Consider the following 20,293-nt stretch of genomic DNA (forward strand, 5'->3'; position numbering starts at 1 on the left):
CTCCTTCCGAAATTTAATCATCTTTCTTCCACTGGTGAATGGGAATAGGTGTAGTTTGAGTGGGCTGTTTGGAAGCCTGCTTACTTGCCTCAAGGGCTCTTGCGTCCTGCTTTCTACGAATGTCAGCTTCCGTTTTTATCCCCTCACTGCGCCAGTTTCTAAGGATGGCCCTGATATAATTAAGGCTGATTTTACGATTTAAAACAGCCTCTCTTAGGGCCAGCTTAATCAGATTTGGATCATACTTATCTTCAACAACCCAGTTTCTTATCTCCTCTACTTGGAAGGGGGTAATTGAACCCATTTCACTTTCAAAATTCTGCAAGAGTTCTCTGAAGGAATTATCCTGGGAAATATCTTGACCCGCTGGGTCACTGAGCCCATCTGAGAGATTTTGACTTTTAGAGTCTCCTTGGCTAGCAGCTAGGACTTGATCAAGTTTAGCAAAGGCATAGCTTGCATCAAACATGGTGTCAATACTTCCACCAGCTTCAAAAATAGTAACTTTCAGGCAACCACCTTCTTGAAGGTTTTTAATGGCACAGTTAACCTCAGAAGTTTGCTTGTTGAGGGCCCTTGCGATAACACTCGGGGCAACCTCTGCATTTTCATAGAAAAACAACCATACTGCAAAGTCAAATTCATTTGCAAATAGTTGATGAAAATTACTTAGTAGCTCATGGGGGAGAACAATGTGTCCAGCCCGGTATTTATTAAAATATGACATCCTGCCTCCTTAACTCATTCAAAAACTCACGCGCATCCCCAGAACATTGCGTTCTAGGGCGTGTTATAGCAAAAAAAATCGCCATTACAGCGACTTATTATTAATAGTGCATTAGAACCTTGTAGTCGTAGTCTCCAATTGCTTCACGTCCTTTAAGGTCGTCTAGCTCAATTAGGAAGGCACATCCTGCAACGATTCCACCAAGAGACTCGATCATCTCGATTGTAGCCTTAACAGTTCCACCAGTAGCAAGTAAATCGTCAACGATTAGAACACGTTGTCCTGGTTTGATTGCATCCTTGTGCATTGTTAAAGTATCTACACCGTACTCTTTTTCGTAGTCAGCACTGATTACTTCACGTGGAAGTTTACCAGGTTTACGAACTGGGGCAAAACCGATTCCAAGTTCTACAGCTACTGGACATCCAACGATAAATCCACGTGCTTCAGGTCCCACAATCATATCAATTTTCTTGTCAGTCGCATATTGTACAATTTCACGCACTGCATAGCTATAAGCATTTCCATCAGCCATAAGAGGCGAGATATCACGGAAGGTGATTCCTTCTTGTGGGTAGTTGGGGATACTTGCTATATAATCTTTAAGATTCATTTTTTTCTTCCTTTAATTCTCTATAAATTTCCTTAACGGGACTTAGGGCAAACAATTCTTGCACCTTAACCTTACCCTGTAAATCCTGGTAGATTTTACTTTCAGAAATTTCCTTTTTCTTTGCTTCTTTATTAACAGTCATAATACCATCACGAATTTCAACAAATTCTAGTTCCTCAAAAATCTTAATCATCTTGATTAACAAAATGCCTGGAATTTTTAAGTAACTTGAAAGGGCTGAAAGTTTGTGGCGAACATCAAACTCAGGATGCTGGTAAATTGTTTTATAGAGCCTTGCAAACTGCTCACGAGAGCCAGCTCCTGTTAAATAAAACTCGTCCTTAATCCTATTTTCAAAGTAAATAGCCTCAAAATCATGGCTACTTATGAGCTTACTCAAAGCCTTAGGATTATCTGGAGTCGACTGCACATATAAGACCTTGTCTATTATACCACTATTATCCAAATTTTCATCAAATAAATAAGCATTTGATGGAATTTTTATTTTTTTAGAACGAAGGTCAAAAAGTTGGACCCCTTGAGCTCTTGCATCCATAACCATCAGCTGGACGCTACTTACTCCGTTCCACTTATTTACAGATAGGGTAAAGGCAAGTTCTGTCTCAGCCTGCTCAAATTCAAACTTCTCTTGACCATGACCAAAAAAGACTGCATCAACCATTTTTTTATCCTGCTCAAGCTTAAGCTTCAAATGGCTACCGTCTTGACCCATCGATCTTGCATCCTTAACACTATAGTCAGTCAGTAAAAATCTAGGGCGGGGATTATCCATCCCGTAAGGGCCAAGAAGGTCTAAATCCTTGACCAAATCAAGGGAGATATCTGAAAGCTTGAGGGCGCCGTCTAATTTAAGGGTGTCCTTGCGGCCTAAATCAACTTCCTGCTCTTCTATAAAGTCAATCATCCCCTCCTTGATTTGTAAAAGATTATCAAGGGAGAAGGTCATTCCAGCTGCCTGGGCATGGCCACCAAAGCTGATAAATAGGTCCCGCATGGGATCTAGGGCCTCAAAAATATTATAGGCTAGAGGACTGCGGGCACTTCCCTTAAGGATTCCTTCTTCATTATTTAAAATAATGATTGGTTTGCCTGTCTTTTCAAGTAGCCTTCCAGCAACAATCCCTAAAACTCCCTGGTGCCAATCTTCCTTATATAGAATTTGAACAGGGGCGTCATCCATCATATCTAGGGCCTCTTTGGTAATTTTTTCAACCAAGGCCTTGCGCTCAGTATTCTTGTCATCAATCTCTTTGGCAATTTGGCTGATCAACTCATCATCCCAACCAATTAAAAGCTCGATGGCTGGATTAGGATCATCCAAACGACCCAGGGCATTAAGCCTTGGTGCCAGTTGGAAACCTACAGTATCCTCATTGACATCAGCTAGGTCTACCCCTGAAAGATTCATCAGTTCAAGAAGACCAAAGCGTTCTGTTTGAGCCAAAATCTGAAGGCCGTACTTAACTAAAATCCTATTTTCACCGGTCAGGCTGACCATATCAGCAATGGTTCCAATAGCAACAAGATCAAGCATCTCAGTTGGAATGTATTCCAAAAGGGCACAGGCCAGCTTGAAGGCCACCCCAACTCCTGCTAGATGCTTAAAGGGATAGTCAGCTCCCTTGTGTTCTGGGTGGACGATGGCATAGGCATTAGGAAGAACTTCTGGCATGGCATGGTGGTCGGTTACAATGACATCAACCCCGCGTTCTTGGGCGTAAGCGATAGCCTCAAGACCTGCCACCCCGTTATCAACTGTGATAATAAGACTTATGGCTTCATTATCAATATAGTACTGGTAGACGTCCTGGTTAGGCCCGTAACCATCTGTAAAACGGTTGGGCAGGTAGACGACAGACTCAGCCCCAAGCTCATCTAGGGCTGTTTTAATAACAGAGGCCGAGGTCATCCCGTCAGCATCATAATCCCCGTAGATTAAAATATTTTCGCCCGCTTCAATGGCAGCTAAAATTCGGTCAACGGCTGGTCTCATATCATTGAGTAAAAAGGGATCATGAAGACCATCAAGACTTGGATTTAAAAAGTCAGCCACCTTCTTTTCATCATCAATTCCCCTATTCCAAAGGATTTGACCGCTCAAACTATTTAATTTATTGTCCTTGATTACTTGTTCAAAGGCTGGATCATAGGACTGACTGTCCAAAATCCAATCCTTACTTGCTTCTATCATAAAACCCTCCTATTCCTTGCAGATTATTTAAGGTTAAAAAGACCTCCTGCCAAAAAATCACCTAATTTTGGAAAAAGATTATAGGCCTGGGCTCCAAGAGCCATGATTTTTGGAAGGTTAATTTCCCTCTTGTTTTTACCAATATTTTTAACAATTTTCCTGGCAACCTTATTGGGGTCTAGGATAATAAAGCCAACCTTTTTCAGGTAGTCCCCACTTTCATCAGCCCTTTCAAAGAACTTAGTTTTAATTGGTCCAGGATTCACTGTTGTGACAATGACGTTTGAACCCTTAAGTTCAAGCCTTAGGGCATTTGAAAAGCCAATGACCGCAAATTTTGTTGCCGAGTAGATGCTTGAGTTGGCAGTGGCCATCTTACCAGCCATTGAGGCAATATTTATAATTTGCCCTGACTTCTGCTGCTTCATGCCCGGTAAAAACCTTCTGGTAATATTCATAAGGGCCAGGACATTGACCTCAAACATGGCATTTATCTCATCATATGAGTAGGCCATGAAATTCTTAAAATCCCCGTAGCCTGCATTGTTAATTAAAAGGTCAACTGGGCCAAACTGCCTGCTGACATTACTACAAACAATACCAACCTGCTTGTCGTCAGTAATATCACACTCATACATGTGGATATTAGACCTATCCTTATAGCGCTCTAAAAGGGGCTCAATATTGCGAGATAAAAGAATAATATGACGGGCTTCAATTTGATCAACAAGAGAACTTGCAAGTCCACCTGATGCCCCTGTAATTACTACTGTTTCTAGCTTCATTAGATTTCAACTTCCTCAAGATCTTTGACTACATGACTGTTTGCAAAATACTTCTTGGCTTCTGCCTCAAGCCTTTTGGCCTCAGGACCAACATAGCGGGCAGAAATATGGGTCAAGAGCAGTTTTTTAACCTGAGCCGCACTAGCAATTTCTGCAGCCTGTTTGGTGGTTGAGTGGGCATGATTTCTAGCAATCCTTGCTTCTCTTTCCTCATAGGTCGCCTCATGGACTAAAACATCTGAACCAATGGCCAGGCGAATGGTCGAATCACACCTTCTGGTATCACCTAAAATAGTCACGATTTTCCCAGGCTTATCAGCTCCGATAAAGTCTGCAGCTACAATTTTTCTACCATCGTCAAGAACCACATCTTGACCATTTTTAATTTTTCCAAAAAGTGGTCCAAAGGGAACTCCTGCCTCACGGAGGGCATTAGCGTCTAATTCACCAACCTTATCTTTTTCGACCACTCGGTAGCCGTAGGAAATAATTCCGTGATCAAGTGGGGCCATGTAGACTTCAAAGGTCGCATCCTCAAAGATTAGACCCTCATCAGATGGTGTCAGCTCATGGAAGTTAATCCGATATGGAAGTTTAGTTTGCGAGAGTCTAAGGCTTGTCATTACATAGTCCTTAATTCCTGCTGGCCCGTAAAGGTCAAGGTCCACCTGCTCGTCCCCACTCAGAAAGCCCCTACTTGAAAGAAAACCAGGAAGGCCGTAAATATGATCTCCGTGCATGTGAGTAATAAAAATCTTATTGATTTTACGTGGTTTCAAGGGAGTTTCTAAAATTTGGTGCTGGGTTGCTTCCCCGCAGTCAAACATCCACATTTCATTACGCTCATCTAAAAGCTTCAAGACCATGCTTGTCACATTTCGCTGCCTAGAGGGCATTCCTGCCCCTGTACCTAAAAATTGTAATTCCATTTTATCCTCTTTTACTATTGCTATCTTATACTATCTCATCACCTTATTGGCTTTGAATTTCCCTGTAAGGCAAGCCCTACAAATAAAAGCACCTAGTCAGCAAGCAGCACTAAAGTCAACCACATTCAAGGATTTATCCAAGCTTTAGGGGTTGTAACTTATAGCTAGAGTTCTAAAGGTTTTCCTCCTGCCTACGACTAAGTTCTTTCAATTATTTGGCTGGCTTTACTGGATTTACTGATTTTACTAGTAATTTTGCGCCAACAAGAATGTTTATAATCCTACCTAAGGATTCTGTCCGTTTTATTATCCACCCTAACGGAGTCGAACCGCTGTCTCAAGAACCGGAATCTTGCGTGATATCCATTACACTAAGGGTGGATGATTTTTTTGCTACCTGATAATTTTACTAAAAATTAGGGCTAAAAGCAAGATGGCTGAAAAATTTTTGCCCCCTTGAAAATCATTTGCTTTTTTTATAATTTATGCATACTTTAAAGGCTATAAGGTTTATTTATGCTCTTTTGCTAAGATAGTGCTAAAATTAAGCTATGAATAATATTGATAGAAAAACAATCGAGGAACTAACTCGGATTCTGGTGGAAGATCTACCTGAAGCAAGTATTTTAAGACTTTTACAAGAAGGAAACCTTATTAGTCAGCAGGATGAAAAAGATAGGTTCACAAATAACAGACAAAGGAGACTGGCAGAAACTCTTGTGACCATCTGTGACTACAGCAAGTCACCCTATCCCGTCATCAAGTTGATTGAAAGGGCCAACTACCCTGGCCTTTATGCCCTCAAGGAAGACAGGTATTTGGAGGACAGGCTGGATAAATTAAATGAAATCCTAGCCCTCGAAGGATACCTTTTGGCAACTGACGGTAGAATTTCAGGACCAAGGCTAGAAGAGGAGGCACTTTCTAGCAAAATTCGTCTGGAAAAACTTAGGGAAGCCCTGGCCACACGGATCATTAACCAAAGGGTTCAGGAAAAACTTACCGAAGACTACCTCCTTTACAACTACTACGGACTGGTTTCAAGCCTTGGAGCAGACGTCTTCGCCCACCTGAGGGAGCTCAGTCAAAGTAGACTTTCCGACCACATGCTGATTGAAGGGCTATTCAATCAAGAAAACCCAGTCATTATTTTAAGGACCCAAGAAGGCGATAACAAAAAAGCTAAGAGGGACAGGTCAACCAAAGACCTAGTAAATGACCTCAAGCAGATTCAAAAGATCTATAGGCCAGCAGCCAAAAAAGAGGATAGGCGCTTTGACTTTTCAAACAGGCAGGATGCCGTAAATATTTTACTAATTATTTCAAATGTTCACGACCAGCTTGATCAGGCCCAGGTCCTGGAAAAACTATTAAAGGCAGACTTTGGACTGGAAAATAATGTATAAAAACCTGTTCTAGTCAAAACAGGAAGTAAAATTGAAAGCAAACAAGGCCTAAGGGCTTAGAACAAGGAGGACACTCCCATGGAAAATAAACAGCACTTCTCACTTAAAAAATCGGTAACGGTTGCCCTTGTGGCAACTGCTATCGTTCTCCCCCTAGTTTTACTGGTCAGTCCGGGACTTAAAAAGTCAGAGACCATGGCTGAAAGTAAGGAGACGACTACCAACAAACAAAAAACAGCTAAGAAGAAAGACACCAGCAGCCAGAAAAAAGAGACAACAGAAAGTAAAAAAGCCAAAATCACCGCAAGTGGCGACATGCTCTACCACAATATCGTATACGGGAGTGCCTGGGACGGAAGTAGATATGACTTTGACAATGACTATGAGCTAGTAAAGCCTTTAATTTCATCAGCCGATTTGGCCCTGGGTGACTTTGAAGGAACCATCAACCCCCAAAGGGAACTTGCAGGCTATCCCATCTTTAATGCCCCAGAAGAAGTTCTCTCAAGTATTAAGGACGCAGGCTTTGACGTCTTAGACCTCGGCCACAATCATATCCTTGATACAGGTCTATCAGGTCTTACCTATACCGCAAATGCCATCAAAAAAGCAGGCATGGACTACATCGGAGTAAGTCCTAATGATGACCAAATCCTTGTCAAAGACGTAAACGGCATAAAAATTGCCCTTCTGGCCTATAGCTACGGCTTTAACGGAATTGAACAATCAATAAGCACAGAGGACTACAACAAGTACCTCAAGGACTTAAATCCTGAAAAAGTCCAGGCTGAAATCAAAAAAGCCAAAGAAATGGCAGATTTTGTGATTGTTATGCCCCAAATGGGGGAAGAATATAGACTCAGTCCAACAGATGAACAAGTAAACCTTTACCATCAGATGATTGACTGGGGGGCAGATATTATTTTTGGGGGACATCCTCATGTTATTGAACCAACTGAAATTATTGATAAAAACGGGGACAAAAAATTTATTATCTACTCAATGGGGAACCTCCTATCCAACCAACGTTATGAAACTCTTGAAAACTACTGGACAGAGCGCGGGGTTATAATGGATCTTGACCTTGAAAAAACAGGCGACAAGACAAGCATTACAAGTATTAAGGCCCATCCAACCTGGGTGTCAAGAGAACCCATTCCTGGCAGATACTTTGAAGGCTACCAGGCCTATGACTACCAGGTACTTCTAGCTGAGGACTATCTGCCTGGCGGCAAATATGCAAACTCCCTAGGAGAAGAAAAAAGAAGCCGGATTGAAACAGCCTACCAGGAAACCATGGATCTCTTAAACCTTAAGTGGCCCCAATAATTCTATTAATATAGAAAAAATAAAAAAACCGAGAAGATTTCTCGGCTTTTTCATTTTTTAAGAGTTTATTTTTAGGAGTCTTTACTAGGAGTAACTTGACTATGGGTTAAATGATAGCACAGTATATGAAGGTCATCATCAGTCTAAAGACCTATTTTCTAGTAAAGCAATAAAATTTTATAAAAAAGCTAGAAATTATATCTAGCTTTTTGCTTATCTTAATTAAACCTAGTCCAGAAAATCTTCAAGACTTCGACCTGACTGGTCCTTCCATTCCTTAGGCCCGTCATAAGGGCTTCCCGCAACAATCTCTGCTGCTTCAGAAGGTGAGTTAAAGGTAAAATCCTTGAGGAAAAGACCAGCTTCATTAATGGTTCCAACCTCGATTAGCTGATCAAGGAGGTCATATTTAGTAAAACTTGCACTGGTAGGTTTGGGTGTCCTATGAGACCCTTCAAGTACCATCATTTCCTCACTTGTTGGCACAAAGACAGCCTCAGCATCAGCCCCGCGCGCCTTTAAGTAGAAAACTTGTTCTTCTATATCCTTATCTTTTGATAAATCCTTATTCATCACAACCTCCTTTATTGAACAAGCAAGCAAGCCGGCTTATCTTGTCCTATCTTATCAGTCTTATTAGTCTTACAGCTCACTTGTAAGTTTAAAACTTCCGTGGTAGTAAACAAGACCACGTCCCCCGTAAGACTTGTCGTCAGGCCAGTTGACAAAAGACCAAACCTTGCCTTCTTTAAGGTCAATGGTGTGAGACACGCTAGCTCCAGCCTTTTCAATCCAGTTGACCGCAATAACACCGTCTCTAATATCAGCCGGATAAATCTTCTCAAGTTCAGTATTTCCCTTGTCCTGGTCAAGAGCAGTCCAGCGCATAGAGTCCTCAGTCAAATACTCAAGTTTAAAGGCAATCTGTGTTCCTTCAAACCTAACTTCTGCAGTCTTTCCAACTAAATCCTTAAAAGTCTTTACCATGTCTAGTCCTCCTCAGAACTCTTAGTCCCACTTCATTTCGCCAGTTACAACCTTGGCACTCATATCAAGGCTTCCTTCGGGAAGACTTGGGTAGATTTCCTTCATTTTATCAATAATCTCTTGGCTGGTTTGGCTTTCTTCCTCAACCTTGATGAATTTTTCAATATAGTCACGGGTTGCTTTGATATTTCTTTCAGAAAAATCAGCTCCCACTCTAAAGTGACCAGGAATAACAGTCTCAGGCTCAAGAGATAATAAACCATCTAAATCCTTAATCCAAGCCTTTTGGCTCTCAATAGTCTTAGTATCAGCCATGAACAAATGACTTCCCACAGCCACTAAAATCCCACCTAGAAGAATCTTATCCTGTCTTTCATAAAGGGTTTGTTTCTTAGGATCTGCCCCGTAAATTTCAAAGTCCAAACCTTCAAGACTAACCTTATCCTTAACTTCCTCAGGAATAATAATCTTATCTGGTGCTCCGTCCTTTAAGGTATCAGCCCAAACGGTAAGCTTTGCCTCATAAGAGTCTTTAATACGTTCAATATTTGACGCAGTCGCAAGAACACGCGCATTAGGAAAAGCCTTTTTAACCTGGTCTGTTCCAAAGTAGTAGTCTGGATCACTGTAAGAGATATAGATGGTTTCAATCTCAATCCCTCGGTCACGAACAAGAGCTACAATCTTATCAGCATCGTGCTTTGAAAACTGAGTATCAACCAAAAGCCCCTTACCTGCCCTTTCAATAACAATGGCAGTTGACCCAAAAACAGGATCTGGATTCATCACATAATAAGTAGCTTCCTTACCCTTTAATTCCTTATACATTACTTATCCTCCCTCTCTCATCTAACACAAACACAATAGTTACATTACTACATACACACTAGTCGCTAAGAAACAAGAAAGATTCTTATGAAAACACAGATATATTTTCATAAGGATAAATCTTCTTAACAATTAAATCTTATACTCTTGTGGATTATAAGTCAAATAAGAAAGCCCTAACATAAGCTTACTATATACTAGCTTAAGAGGCAGTCACAAGCTGGCTAAAATAAGACCTTAAAGCCTCATTTTCAGTCTCCGAAAGATTCAGATAGCTATTATCATTTCCCTGGTTTTGCATGGTCACAAAAACCTTAGGCACTCCCTCATTTATGGTAAAGAAGTAGACATGTTTTTTCAGATAAGGCATGGTAGCCGCATCAGAATAGACAGCAACAAGGGCGTAAGCTCCGTCCGCATGACCACTTGTAGACCACTTAAGATTCAGAGGCTCATTGTCAAGAGCTGCCTTCCAGGAGCTAGCTCCCAAAATATCATCAGGCAGCTTAAGACCATAGAGGTCAACATCATTACCAAGCCCGTACTCCTGGTAGGTCTGGTTCATCTCCTGCCCCCAAGTTACCATAAAGTCCCGTAAACCTTGAGCCTTGCCCTCATTCCACACGTCCTGGGCTACTGCTGCATCTTGTGTATCTTTTGAAGACTGAGAAGACTGACTGGATGACGCCTCATCTGATTTAGTAGTCGATTCAGTAGTTGATTCAATAATAGATTCAATAATAGATTCAGAAGATATTTGACTGGACGACTTAATCTCACTACTTGAACTGGTTTCATTATGACCAGCAGTCGACCGCCCGCACCCTATCAAAAGAGCAAGAGCAAGCAGACCCGAACTACAAAGACCAACCCTTAAAAATCTTTTCATACACATCATACATACACTTCCTTTATAACTTATTAGGTTAATTCTAGCAGAGCAGGTAGTAAATACAAGAAAAAGCATGCAGGGCATGCTTTTTGATAGAAATATTTTTTTAAAATTCAGTATGGGGTATAATTGGAATACTTTTCAAAGATACTAAAATAAAATATCAAACTATAATATTTTCATATTTATCCTAGTTGAATAAAGATATTATTAAGCCATGTAATTTTTGGGCAGCCTCAGCTGCAGCAGCTGCCATTGGTACGCCCTTTAATACAACCTGGATTGTATTAATTGCTGTCTTAATAATTTGCTTTTTGGGTTGCGTTTCCTCTCTCTCAGATTCTATGAGTCTAATATTATCCATTATAACACCTTGAATAACTACATTATCAGATAGTTCTTTTTCAACGTTAGCCTTTAATTCAGAAATACATTCATCAATATCTGACTGGTTTACCTGAATATTTTGCGTTGCCTTTAAAGTACTGTTATCATTAGAAATGTTTACTTGGGCTTGACCACCACTTACATTTATCACAAATTTATTCTCCTCATCATATCCCATGTCTATTGAAATCTCGGATAAATATTCCTCAACCATATTTACAAAAGGTGTAAAGACTCGATTCCCAAATTCTTTAACCATATCTTGATACTTCCTGGAAGATGTATAGCCCCGACCAAGAATATGAGTTTGAACAGAATCATCTTCACTAATCACTTTCAAAATTTGGTAAATAGAACTAATTTCTTGTTCCGGTGTATCACCGGTATCCAAAATATAACCATAATATTGAGATGTCTCAAAAATTTCATTTCTCAAATTAGGACGTTCTACATAAACACTTTGGATGTATTCACTAATTATTGGTGTATTATCAATATATTCAACAAACATTTTAATTTTAGAGTCAACCTCACCGTGATGAGCATTAATAACTCCCGAAGCCAGTAATCTAAATCTTTTGCTTATTTTTTTTAAATCTTTTTTGTTAATTTCCATTTTGCATTTCTCCACAAAAAGGACAATAGCCTCCTATCATTTTCAAACCTGGACTAATTTTAGCCTCTTTATGGCAACATTCATAAGTTTGAATTTCTAAAATATCTATTCTCGAAACAAGTTGATCTGTAGGTTCCTCTTTTATTTTTTTACCAGCTTTATATTTTATACTCCCATCTTTGAATCTTTCTTCCAATTTTATATTGAAACCATTAAAAAGATTTAATACATGATTCTTAGCAATTTTTAACGAAAGTTCTCTAATTTCCTCAGTAATTATACTATCAGGAATTAACCCACAGCTTGGGCACCAAATTTGAATTTGAGATTTATCTTCAAAGTCAGTAGGTGTTATCTTAAATAACTCGCTACACAATGAACATTGGAAAGCAGAATAACCATCCAAATCTGTTGGAATTGGCACACTCAACATCTTTTCATTAGCCATATACAATAATCCTCCTAAATCCTTTCATATTTCATATTTAACCTTTCTTTTTTTAAAATTTTAAAATTATTTTTATAACAATATCCCCCATATACTATATGATACCATGTGGATTTATTCCCACAAGACCGAAAAACCTGGCAAACAAAAAAGCACGTAGTTACGTGCTTTTAAACAAACATTTTTTGTAAAAATCCTTTTTTAAGGGTTTTAAGCTGGTCAAGTTTTTTCTCTGCTTGATTAATTTTTTTATCAAAATCTGCAAAGAAGGTTCCGATTTTTTCCTGTTCTGGGAGGGAAGGGAAAATTATTTTATATTGTCCCAACTGTGGGACCGTTAATTGAGGAACACCAGTAGATTCTATAAAAGGATTGCATATATTTATATAATTTTCTAAAAAGTAAATATTAAATTTTGATTTTATAGTCAACAAACGAACTACTGGAGTAAAATTATTTATTTGAGCACGTGCAAAACCAACATCTCCCCTACCTGTTACTGTTACTGCTGGTGCTTCTACCTTGTAACTATCAGAATATCCAACGACACCATTGTTCAATAAAGAGTTTGCAAGAATTGGGTACTTCCCTCTCTTTTTGGATGCTTTTTTAGGCATATCTCCACCTGCTGAAATAACGCTCTTATCTTTTAATTTACACATCTCCCACTCCCCTTCAAATTCTTGGAATCTAAGTTGTGGGATTTTTTGTCCTGGGGCTGGGAACATTTTTTGGAGGTAGCCTTTTTTCATTTCTTTAAGGTCTGCCAGTCTCTTTTCATACAAGGCGATTAACTTATCCAGCTGGGCAAAGAAGGCTCCGATTTTTTCTTGTTCTTTATAATCTGGAAAACAGACCGAAGTTTTAGATATATTTGTCTTACTCAATGATAAAACTTTTGTACCCTGCATCAATTTATATAATGATTCATGATAAATTTTACTATTAAGATAATGCCCTAAATATAAGGGAGCAAAAATATTTTTTGGACGGGCTACAATAGTATGTAAACCTGCTACAATAGGATGTTTTTTAACATTACATACTTCTATGGATTTTCCAACACTCTCATCTTCGGCAGCATCCGCTATAACAATATCTCCATCTTTTAAAAAAGATTTTTTAAATTTATCTTCAGATGCTCCCCTTATATACGGAATCATCTTATCTGAAGCATCTAAAACAGAATTAAATTTTGTCAAAATATCACCATAATGGATATTTTTAATTTTTCCTTCATCATATACTAGATTTTCACGTGATAATGAATTAGTCGGAACTGACAAATCAAATAAATTATCAAATTTCTCTTCTTCCCACTCCCCTTCAAAGCCTTTAAATCTTAGTTGGGGTTTTTCTTTTTTGGCCATTAGTCTGCTCCTTTGTCTGGAGTTTTACTAGGGCTAAAGAGGTCAATCATCAAATCAAGCATGGCCTTGTTTTCTGGTGTTTCTTCAAGCTCTTCAAGCATGCCCTTAAATATTTCCTCTTGGGCCGTGATTTCTGCATCAAGCTCCTTCATACTTTGAGCCAGAGCCACCATATCAACAGGTTCTTCTTCTTCAAAAGTATCGACATATCGTGGGATATTTAGGTTGTAGTCATTTTCCTTGATTTCCTCAAAAGTTGCCAAATGAGCATATTTATCAAGATCCTTGCGGTCGGTATAAGCCTTAAGGATTTTTTCAACCTGCGTATCATTTAAAGTATTTTGATTTTTCCCCTTGTCAAAGTCATTACTTGCATCAATGAAGAGGACATCGCGATTTTGCTTGTTTTTCTTAAAGACCAAAACTGAGGTTGGGATGGAAGTTCCATAAAAAAGATTAGCGGGAAGCCCAATGACAGCATCCAAAAAGTTCTTTTCAATCAAGGTCTCCCGAATCTTACCTTCTGCTGCCCCTCTAAAGAGCACACCGTGGGGGAGGACGATGGCCATGACTCCTTCACTATTGAGGTGGTAAAGGCCGTGGAGGATGAAGGCGAAGTCAGCCTTGGTCTTAGGAGCAAGTTTTCCGTAGTCGGAGAATCTTGGGTCCTTGAGTTTTGACTCTGAATTGTCCCACTTGGCTGAATAAGGAGGGTTTGCGACAACTGCGTCAAAGCTTCTAGGCTGGTCTATCCCCTGAGCGTTAACTCCGTCAGGCCAGTCGGATTCAAGGGTGTCACCATTGTGGAGGGTCATATTATTATAAGAAACCCCGTGCATCATAAGGTTCATCCGGGCCAAGTTATAGGTTGTGGTGTTGAGTTCTTGACCGTAAAACTTGATTTTACCAGCCTTGTTTCCTCCTGGAACCTCATCTCTTACTGTCAGAAGAAGAGATCCTGAACCCATGGTTGGGTCATAGACTGAAAAACTTTGGTCATTTTCTTCAAGGTCACGGGTTACAAGCTTTGCAAGGATGCGGCTGACCTGATGAGGGGTATAGAACTCCCCTCCCTTTTTACCAGCACTGGCCGCAAATTGGCCGATGAGATACTCATAGATTTCACCTAGAATATCACGCCCCTCGTCAGACTTATATTCGATCTCATTAACAAGGCCTACAATTCCATTTAAGGACTTGGCACGCGCAGTGGTTGAAGCACCCAGGCGGGAATCTCCCAGGTTGATGTCTGAGAAAACTCCTTCAAAGTCTGACTTTGCTCCCTTGTTTAAGGAAACATTCTTGTTAAAGTGGTCAAAAAGATCCTGGTAGTCACTGGGGATGATTTCTAGGTTTTCAATTTTTTGATTAAGGCTAACCCAGGTATCAGCTGGCTCAATGGCGTAGCCTAGGCTTGATGAAATATCTTCCAGGTAATCCTGTAAATCGTCACCTACCGCAAGTCTTAGGTAGGCATCATTAGGGCTTTCTCCTGGCTTTAAATCAAGGATGTTTTGGTTGACCAAATAGGCTTCTTGGTGCTCTGATAGGTAGCGGTAGAACATGAAGGATAGGATGTAGTTTTTAAACTCTCCTGCATCCATATTTCCCCTAAGTTCATTAGCCATGGCCCAAAGTTTTGAGGTTATTGACTGTAATCTATTTTCTGACATTTTTTATCCATTCTAGTTATTATTTTTCTTGTTTTTTATCTTTGTTAGTTACTACTATTACTTATTATTCTTCATTATTGACTAGGCTGTCTGCTAGGTCATAGATGGCCTTACGCAGGCTATTGCGGTAGCGGATGCCGCTTAAGTCTCTGACTGATTGATCCTTGGCCAACTCCTTATAGCTTCCAATTGAGTCTGTGATTAGATCAGTAATTTGACCTCCATCATCAAGGTCTGCCTGACCAAAGCGGTGACCAAGGACAAGTTTTTTAAGTTCCCTGCTACTTATGACCTCATCAATCCCCCAGTTAATCCGAAACTCTCTAAATCTTATATCAAGGGCCTTGTTATTAGCCTCTTCAATTACCTGTCCTGCACTTGAAAGCTTGGCAGGATAGGCGTCAAGGACGTAGGACTTGTCAATAATGACCTTAACGGTATTTTTAATCTTGTGGGCATAGGCCCTGTCTTCAAGTCCGTCAGCGAAACGAATAATTTCTTGACCGGTAGCACGAGCTTCATCGGCCTTGTTATAGTGGACTTCATTTAGGAGTCGTTCGACTAGCTCAGTTAGGTAGTCATAGTTAATTTTGACATCCTTAACGTGGGTCATTTTAAGGTCGACCTGATAGACCGGGATGTCTTCTTTGACGGCCAGGTATTCTTTTAACTCATTAGCCAAATACCCCGTCAGATTACTTTCTTCTTGAGGGGACATTCCAAGGGCTTTGATTAGAAGGTCGGGTCTATCATAGTCAAATCCTTCAATGACTCCACCTACATCTTCTGGGTCATACTGCTTGAGTTTTGCGACTCCCCTATTGTAGGAACCAAGACGAGCGGCCATGCGCATCTTGTCAGCTTCTCCCTTTGGAAGTTCATTAAAGTCGATTGTTAACTCCCTAAGATCTGTTACGGTCTTTTTAACGCCTGCAATAACTTCTGTAAAGGACTTAGCTAAAATTTTCTCATTATCAAGAAATTTCTTACGCTCCTCGTCAGTCATCTGAGCTGAGTCCCTATTGGCATAAATGGCCAAGGCTTCATTCATGAGGATTTCATTTTGAGCAGGCCAGCGGTAGTTGATAACCCGGCCCCAAGGTTTTTCCTGGAGATTTGCGATTCTATTAGTCCTTGAGTAGGCCTGGATTAATCCGGCCCCCTTTAGGGTCCTGTCCACATAGAGGGTATTAAGCTCCGGAGCATCAAAACCTGTAAGAAGCTGGTCGACAACGATGACTAGATCCAGGTAGTTTTTATCAAGGGCTGTTTTATTAAGGCGGGTGGTTAAATCTTGAGTGTAGCCTGCAAGGTCAGCCATATCAAAGCTAGTCCCAAACTCCTTGTTATAGGCTCTTACAGCCTCATGAAGGCCTTCATTGGTCTCAAGTTGAGTATTTGAGTTGGAAGTATCTTGGGCGAAGGTGATTCCTACCTTAAGGGTTGTCTTACCAAGTTTACGGTTAAGCTCATTGACCCTTTGAAACTCCCTAAAGTACATCATGGCCATAGGAGTTGATGGATGCATCCCTCCTACCTTGGTTGTTAGAAGGGCATTGTACTTACCTTCATTGGAGCGGTTGCGCCAGTTTTTAAAGATATCTTCAACAACTAGTCTTACATGTTCCTCGTTTCGGTCATAGAAGGTTGGGCCGAATTCCTCATCAAGTCCTTCAGGGGATAATTTATCAATCTGCCTAAGAATTTTAGCCTCAGACCAATCTGGGTGCTCTCTCTTATAAAGATCTGGCAGATATACCTTTCTAATCTTCTCTTCATCAAGCGTTGTTTCAAAGTCAACCTTGAAGCCTAGAACATTGCGGTCTGCTATGGCTTCTCTGATAGTATAAGCATGGAGGAGGGGGCCAAAAATGTGCTCTGTCCCTTGACCTTTGATTATCTTATCGAACATGGGTGTTCCCGTATAACCAACCCAAGCTGCTCGTTTAAAGAAATCTTGAATATTTTTAAAGCTATCACCACCTGTTGACCTATGGGCTTCATCGACCACAAAGACAATATTCTTATCAGGTGCCTTGAAGTTTTTATCCTTGATTAAGGTAACTAGTTTTTGAACCGAGGTCACAATGATACCCTGTCCCTTACTTTCAAGTTTTCTTTTCAAATCTCTTGTCGACTCTGTTCCTTTAACATTTCCAAGCTGTGAATTATCCATATCCCCATCTGGATCATAGGCCAGGTAATTTTCATAGGTTTGTTTGGTTAAGGCGATTCGGTCGACCACAAAAACCACCTTATCAACCTTTGGCATCCTACTTGCCAGCCAGGCTGTTTTAAAACTTGTAATGGTCTTTCCAGAACCTGTTGTATGCCAAATATAGCCGACCTTATTTGTACCTAAGTCAAAATCAACTTTTTTAAGGGACTCAAGAACATTTTGAGTGGCATAAACCTGGTAGGGACGCATGACCTTAAGCATATTCTTATTCTTGGTTCCGTCAAGAATCATGTAGTTAGTCGCCATCTGATGGGCCATGGGAATACTAAGCATGGCGTCCGCAAACTCGCGCCAGTTGCGGACAATAGAATTATCACTCTTCCGCTGCCAGTTAAAGGCAAAATCCTTATTAAACTTATCAGCCGGGGCATTGGCCATATACTTAACATTATTAGGAGTTATGGCCACAAGAATCTGCAGGGTCGAAAAAATATCGCCATATTGACCCTCATGGGCATACTGATGCATCTGATTAAGGGCCTCATTGACATCATGAGAATCCGTCTTCTCCTCAATCTGAATAATCGGCAGACCATTAATCAAAAGAGTAGTATCAAAGCGCCTTTTTTGCTTGCCTATAATAACAGGGTCCCGCTGAATCTGGTTAACCACCTGATAGATAGTATTTCCCGCTCCAATCTCCCTTTGGTCAAAGACCGTAAGAAAAACCAAGTCGCCCTTATCAAGGGTAACCTCAACCTGAGACACCCCGTTTAGCCCGTAAAGGAACTGGCCTGCCTGATAGGGTGACTCAAGAGCTGATATCCTATCCTTAACCTGGGCAAATTCCAGATCACTTAGAGGGTTTTCTAACTTGTCCTGATTGTGCTGGTTAAGAATCCTTCTAAAATTATCCCAAAGTCCAGCCGTATCCTTAATATTTTCTTCATAAGACCACTGCTTACTACCGTTAATCTCAGTTATATGTTTAATTAACTCTTTTTCAAAGGTATCCTCGTTCATCTGCTGCCCTTTCTAAAAACTTGCCTGGTTATTTGATAGGTCTATTTAAGCTTAAATTTGTGCCCTTAATAATTTATTTATCAACTTATTTATCAACTTATTTATTAATTTAATTATATAGCAGAAATCAATTTATTAGAAGGCATCAAAAGAAAAAAAGCAGAACTAAGTTCTGCTCACCTTTACAACCAGTCGGTTGTTTTATTATCCAGGGGACCACTTTCTTGCAGGTAGTCTAAAAGGGGCTTGAGGGGTTTTGAGAAGTCAACATCTGATAAATCTGAAACAAATTGAACTCCTTTGATTTTGCCTGGTTCATTGATGGTAACTTTCCCGCAAGCCTTACCGGCAAAGAAAAAATGTGCCTTCCACTCTAAATTATCAAAAAGAAAGGTATCTGTATAGATTTCCTCAAGGTCTGAGACTTCAAGATCAAGCTCTTCCTTTAGTTCACGTTTGGCACAGTCCTCAGGAAACTCTCCTGCCTCTTGTTTTCCCCCGGGAAAATTCCATGGCCTTTCCCTATCCTTTAAAATTAAGTAGTCACCTTCTGCGTCCTTGATAATAACCCTTGAAAATTCTCTAATCATACTCATTTCCTCCACTGATTTTTACCCTATTATATAACCTTTGCTTTCTCCGTCAAAATATAAAGGAAGAATATAATTTTTAAATATTTTCTATCTTATTTTTTGCTTATAAACCAGCTAGTGCTATAATGATGGCACAGAAAGCGAGGGACTAGACATGGTAAAACCGGTAAGACTAGCAAACACTGACGATGACTTTAAAAAAGCAGGACTTGAAAGGAACCATATCCACCCGTCAGAGGACGGTAAGAGGATGGATCCCGACCAAGAATCTTATGAATGGTGGTATTATGATGCTCTTTTGGATGATGGCTCAAAGCTTGTAATCACCTACTATGCTAAGTCAATTGTAAATCCAAAGCCTGGGGCAAGACCCTTTGTGGAGCTTGAATGGACCCACCCGGATGGTAGTAAGGACTATGAAAAGCTTGATTTTGAGGCGGCTGACTTTAAGGCCTCAGAAGAAACTTGCGATGTTACCATTGGAAAGAATTATTTCAAGGGTGATTTACACCACTATGAAATTGGCTTTTTCGGTAACAAGTACGAGGCTACTATTAAGCTTGACGGTATAACTCCAGCCTGGAGGCCAGAAATTGGTATCCTCTTTGGCCAAGAAGAGTCAATCTTTGGTTGGCTGCCTAGTGTTCCAAGGGGATCTACCGAGGTACAGATTACTAAAAAAGGGGACCAGACAGTAAGCCTTAAGGGTAGCGGCTACCACGACCACAACTGGGGCAATGTACCCCTTATGAAGGTTATGAACCACTGGTACTGGGGCCGGGCAAATATTGATGACTATACTGTTATCAACTCATACATGTTTAGTGAAAAGGCTTATGGCCACAAGGAAATCCCGGTCTTTCTTCTGGCTCGCAATGAAGAAATTTTGGCCGATAATACTGACTTTATGACCTATACAGAAGATGATCAGACTACAGAGCCTGTAACTGGCCGTACTTATTATAAAAAATTAGTCTACGACTACAATGATCAAAAAAATCACTATAAGGTTACCTATACAGTCGAAAATGTTATCACCCATGACAAGATGATTGACCAAATTAGTGGCTTTAAGAAATTTTTAGCTAAACTTGTCGGTTTCAACGGAGCCTACCTCCGCTTTTCAGGAAAGGTTGCCCTTGATATTTACAATCAGGCAGGTGAAATTACAGACCACCACGAGACAGAGGCGGTTTGGGAGATGGCTGACTTTGGTAAGGACTTCAAGGAAGAAAATCTCGAACAACTATAGTTAAAAATACAGCAAAAAGACCAACCTTAGGGCTGGTCTTTTTC

The 20,293-nt window shown here is 40.2% G+C and carries 18 protein-coding genes and 1 tRNA gene; 3 read left to right on the plus strand and 16 right to left on the minus strand.

Going from position 1 to position 20,293, the window contains the following annotated elements; all coding sequences use genetic code 11:
- Positions 1-13: 13 nt before the first annotated feature.
- The 6 genes from OZX60_04825 to OZX60_04850 form a co-directional block, all read right to left on the minus strand.
- Complete coding sequence (locus OZX60_04825; GenBank protein WEV44765.1) at positions 14-727, minus strand: DnaD domain-containing protein; 714 nt, start codon at positions 725-727, stop codon at positions 14-16.
- Between the two features lie 100 nt (positions 728-827).
- Positions 828-1,340 carry an adenine phosphoribosyltransferase gene (locus OZX60_04830; GenBank protein ID WEV44766.1) on the minus strand — a complete coding sequence of 171 codons (513 nt, stop codon included), beginning with the start codon at positions 1,338-1,340 and terminating at the stop codon, positions 828-830.
- Positions 1,330-3,552: a single-stranded-DNA-specific exonuclease RecJ gene (gene recJ, locus OZX60_04835; protein WEV44767.1), complete on the minus strand. Its 2,223-nt coding sequence runs from the start codon at positions 3,550-3,552 to the stop codon at positions 1,330-1,332. The genes OZX60_04830 and recJ overlap by 11 nt, the downstream gene beginning before the upstream one ends.
- Positions 3,553-3,575: 23 nt before the next feature.
- The gene (locus OZX60_04840; GenBank protein WEV44768.1) at positions 3,576-4,337 is read right to left on the minus strand and encodes an SDR family oxidoreductase; all 762 of its coding nucleotides are present in this window, start codon (positions 4,335-4,337) and stop codon (positions 3,576-3,578) included.
- Entirely contained in the window at positions 4,337-5,266 is a 930-nt protein-coding gene (rnz, locus tag OZX60_04845) for a ribonuclease Z (GenBank protein ID WEV44769.1), read from the minus strand. The genes OZX60_04840 and rnz overlap by 1 nt, the downstream gene beginning before the upstream one ends.
- A gap of 309 nt (positions 5,267-5,575) precedes the next feature.
- Positions 5,576-5,647 (minus strand) — tRNA-Arg (locus OZX60_04850).
- 170 nt (positions 5,648-5,817) lie between these two features.
- Here OZX60_04850 and OZX60_04855 point away from each other — a divergent pair.
- Positions 5,818-6,672, plus strand: a complete 855-nt coding sequence (locus OZX60_04855) for a hypothetical protein (protein ID WEV44770.1) — start codon at positions 5,818-5,820, stop codon at positions 6,670-6,672.
- A gap of 78 nt (positions 6,673-6,750) precedes the next feature.
- Positions 6,751-8,001, plus strand: a complete 1,251-nt coding sequence (locus OZX60_04860; GenBank protein WEV44771.1) for a CapA family protein — start codon at positions 6,751-6,753, stop codon at positions 7,999-8,001.
- A gap of 228 nt (positions 8,002-8,229) precedes the next feature.
- Here OZX60_04860 and OZX60_04865 read toward each other — a convergent pair whose 3' ends face one another.
- From OZX60_04865 to OZX60_04910, 10 genes are all read right to left on the minus strand, one after another.
- On the minus strand, positions 8,230-8,574 hold the full coding sequence (locus OZX60_04865) for a DUF4357 domain-containing protein (GenBank protein ID WEV44772.1): 345 nt from the start codon (positions 8,572-8,574) through the stop codon (positions 8,230-8,232).
- Between the two features lie 69 nt (positions 8,575-8,643).
- A complete protein-coding gene (locus OZX60_04870; GenBank protein ID WEV44773.1) occupies positions 8,644-8,988 on the minus strand; it encodes a MoaF N-terminal domain-containing protein in 345 nt (114 codons plus the stop codon).
- 21 nt (positions 8,989-9,009) lie between these two features.
- Positions 9,010-9,816, minus strand: coding sequence for an MBL fold metallo-hydrolase (locus OZX60_04875; protein WEV44774.1), 807 nt, complete (start codon positions 9,814-9,816; stop codon positions 9,010-9,012).
- Positions 9,817-10,018: 202 nt separating this feature from the next.
- Positions 10,019-10,714 (minus strand): DUF4767 domain-containing protein, encoded by a 696-nt coding sequence (locus OZX60_04880; protein WEV44775.1) that lies wholly within the window; start codon positions 10,712-10,714, stop codon positions 10,019-10,021.
- A 184-nt stretch (positions 10,715-10,898) separates the two neighbouring features.
- Entirely contained in the window at positions 10,899-11,711 is an 813-nt protein-coding gene (locus OZX60_04885) for a hypothetical protein (protein ID WEV44776.1), read from the minus strand.
- On the minus strand, positions 11,701-12,159 hold the full coding sequence (locus tag OZX60_04890) for a TFIIB-type zinc ribbon-containing protein (protein WEV44777.1): 459 nt from the start codon (positions 12,157-12,159) through the stop codon (positions 11,701-11,703). The genes OZX60_04885 and OZX60_04890 overlap by 11 nt, the downstream gene beginning before the upstream one ends.
- A 170-nt stretch (positions 12,160-12,329) precedes the next feature.
- On the minus strand, positions 12,330-13,529 hold the full coding sequence (locus OZX60_04895) for a restriction endonuclease subunit S (GenBank protein WEV44778.1): 1,200 nt from the start codon (positions 13,527-13,529) through the stop codon (positions 12,330-12,332).
- Entirely contained in the window at positions 13,529-15,202 is a 1,674-nt protein-coding gene (locus OZX60_04900) for a type I restriction-modification system subunit M (protein WEV44779.1), read from the minus strand. Before OZX60_04900 ends, OZX60_04895 begins: the two co-directional genes overlap by 1 nt.
- Positions 15,203-15,266: 64 nt before the next feature.
- The gene (locus OZX60_04905; protein ID WEV44780.1) at positions 15,267-18,404 is read right to left on the minus strand and encodes an HsdR family type I site-specific deoxyribonuclease; all 3,138 of its coding nucleotides are present in this window, start codon (positions 18,402-18,404) and stop codon (positions 15,267-15,269) included.
- 182 nt (positions 18,405-18,586) lie between these two features.
- Entirely contained in the window at positions 18,587-18,994 is a 408-nt protein-coding gene (locus OZX60_04910) for an NUDIX hydrolase (GenBank protein WEV44781.1), read from the minus strand.
- A gap of 157 nt (positions 18,995-19,151) precedes the next feature.
- On the opposite strand from OZX60_04910, the gene OZX60_04915 reads away from it, so the two are divergent.
- Positions 19,152-20,249 carry a hypothetical protein gene (locus OZX60_04915; GenBank protein WEV44782.1) on the plus strand — a complete coding sequence of 366 codons (1,098 nt, stop codon included), beginning with the start codon at positions 19,152-19,154 and terminating at the stop codon, positions 20,247-20,249.
- Positions 20,250-20,293: the final 44 nt, after the last annotated feature.

This window comes from Streptococcaceae bacterium ESL0687 (assembly GCA_029392475.1).
GTDB lineage: Bacteria > Bacillota > Bacilli > Lactobacillales > Streptococcaceae > Floricoccus.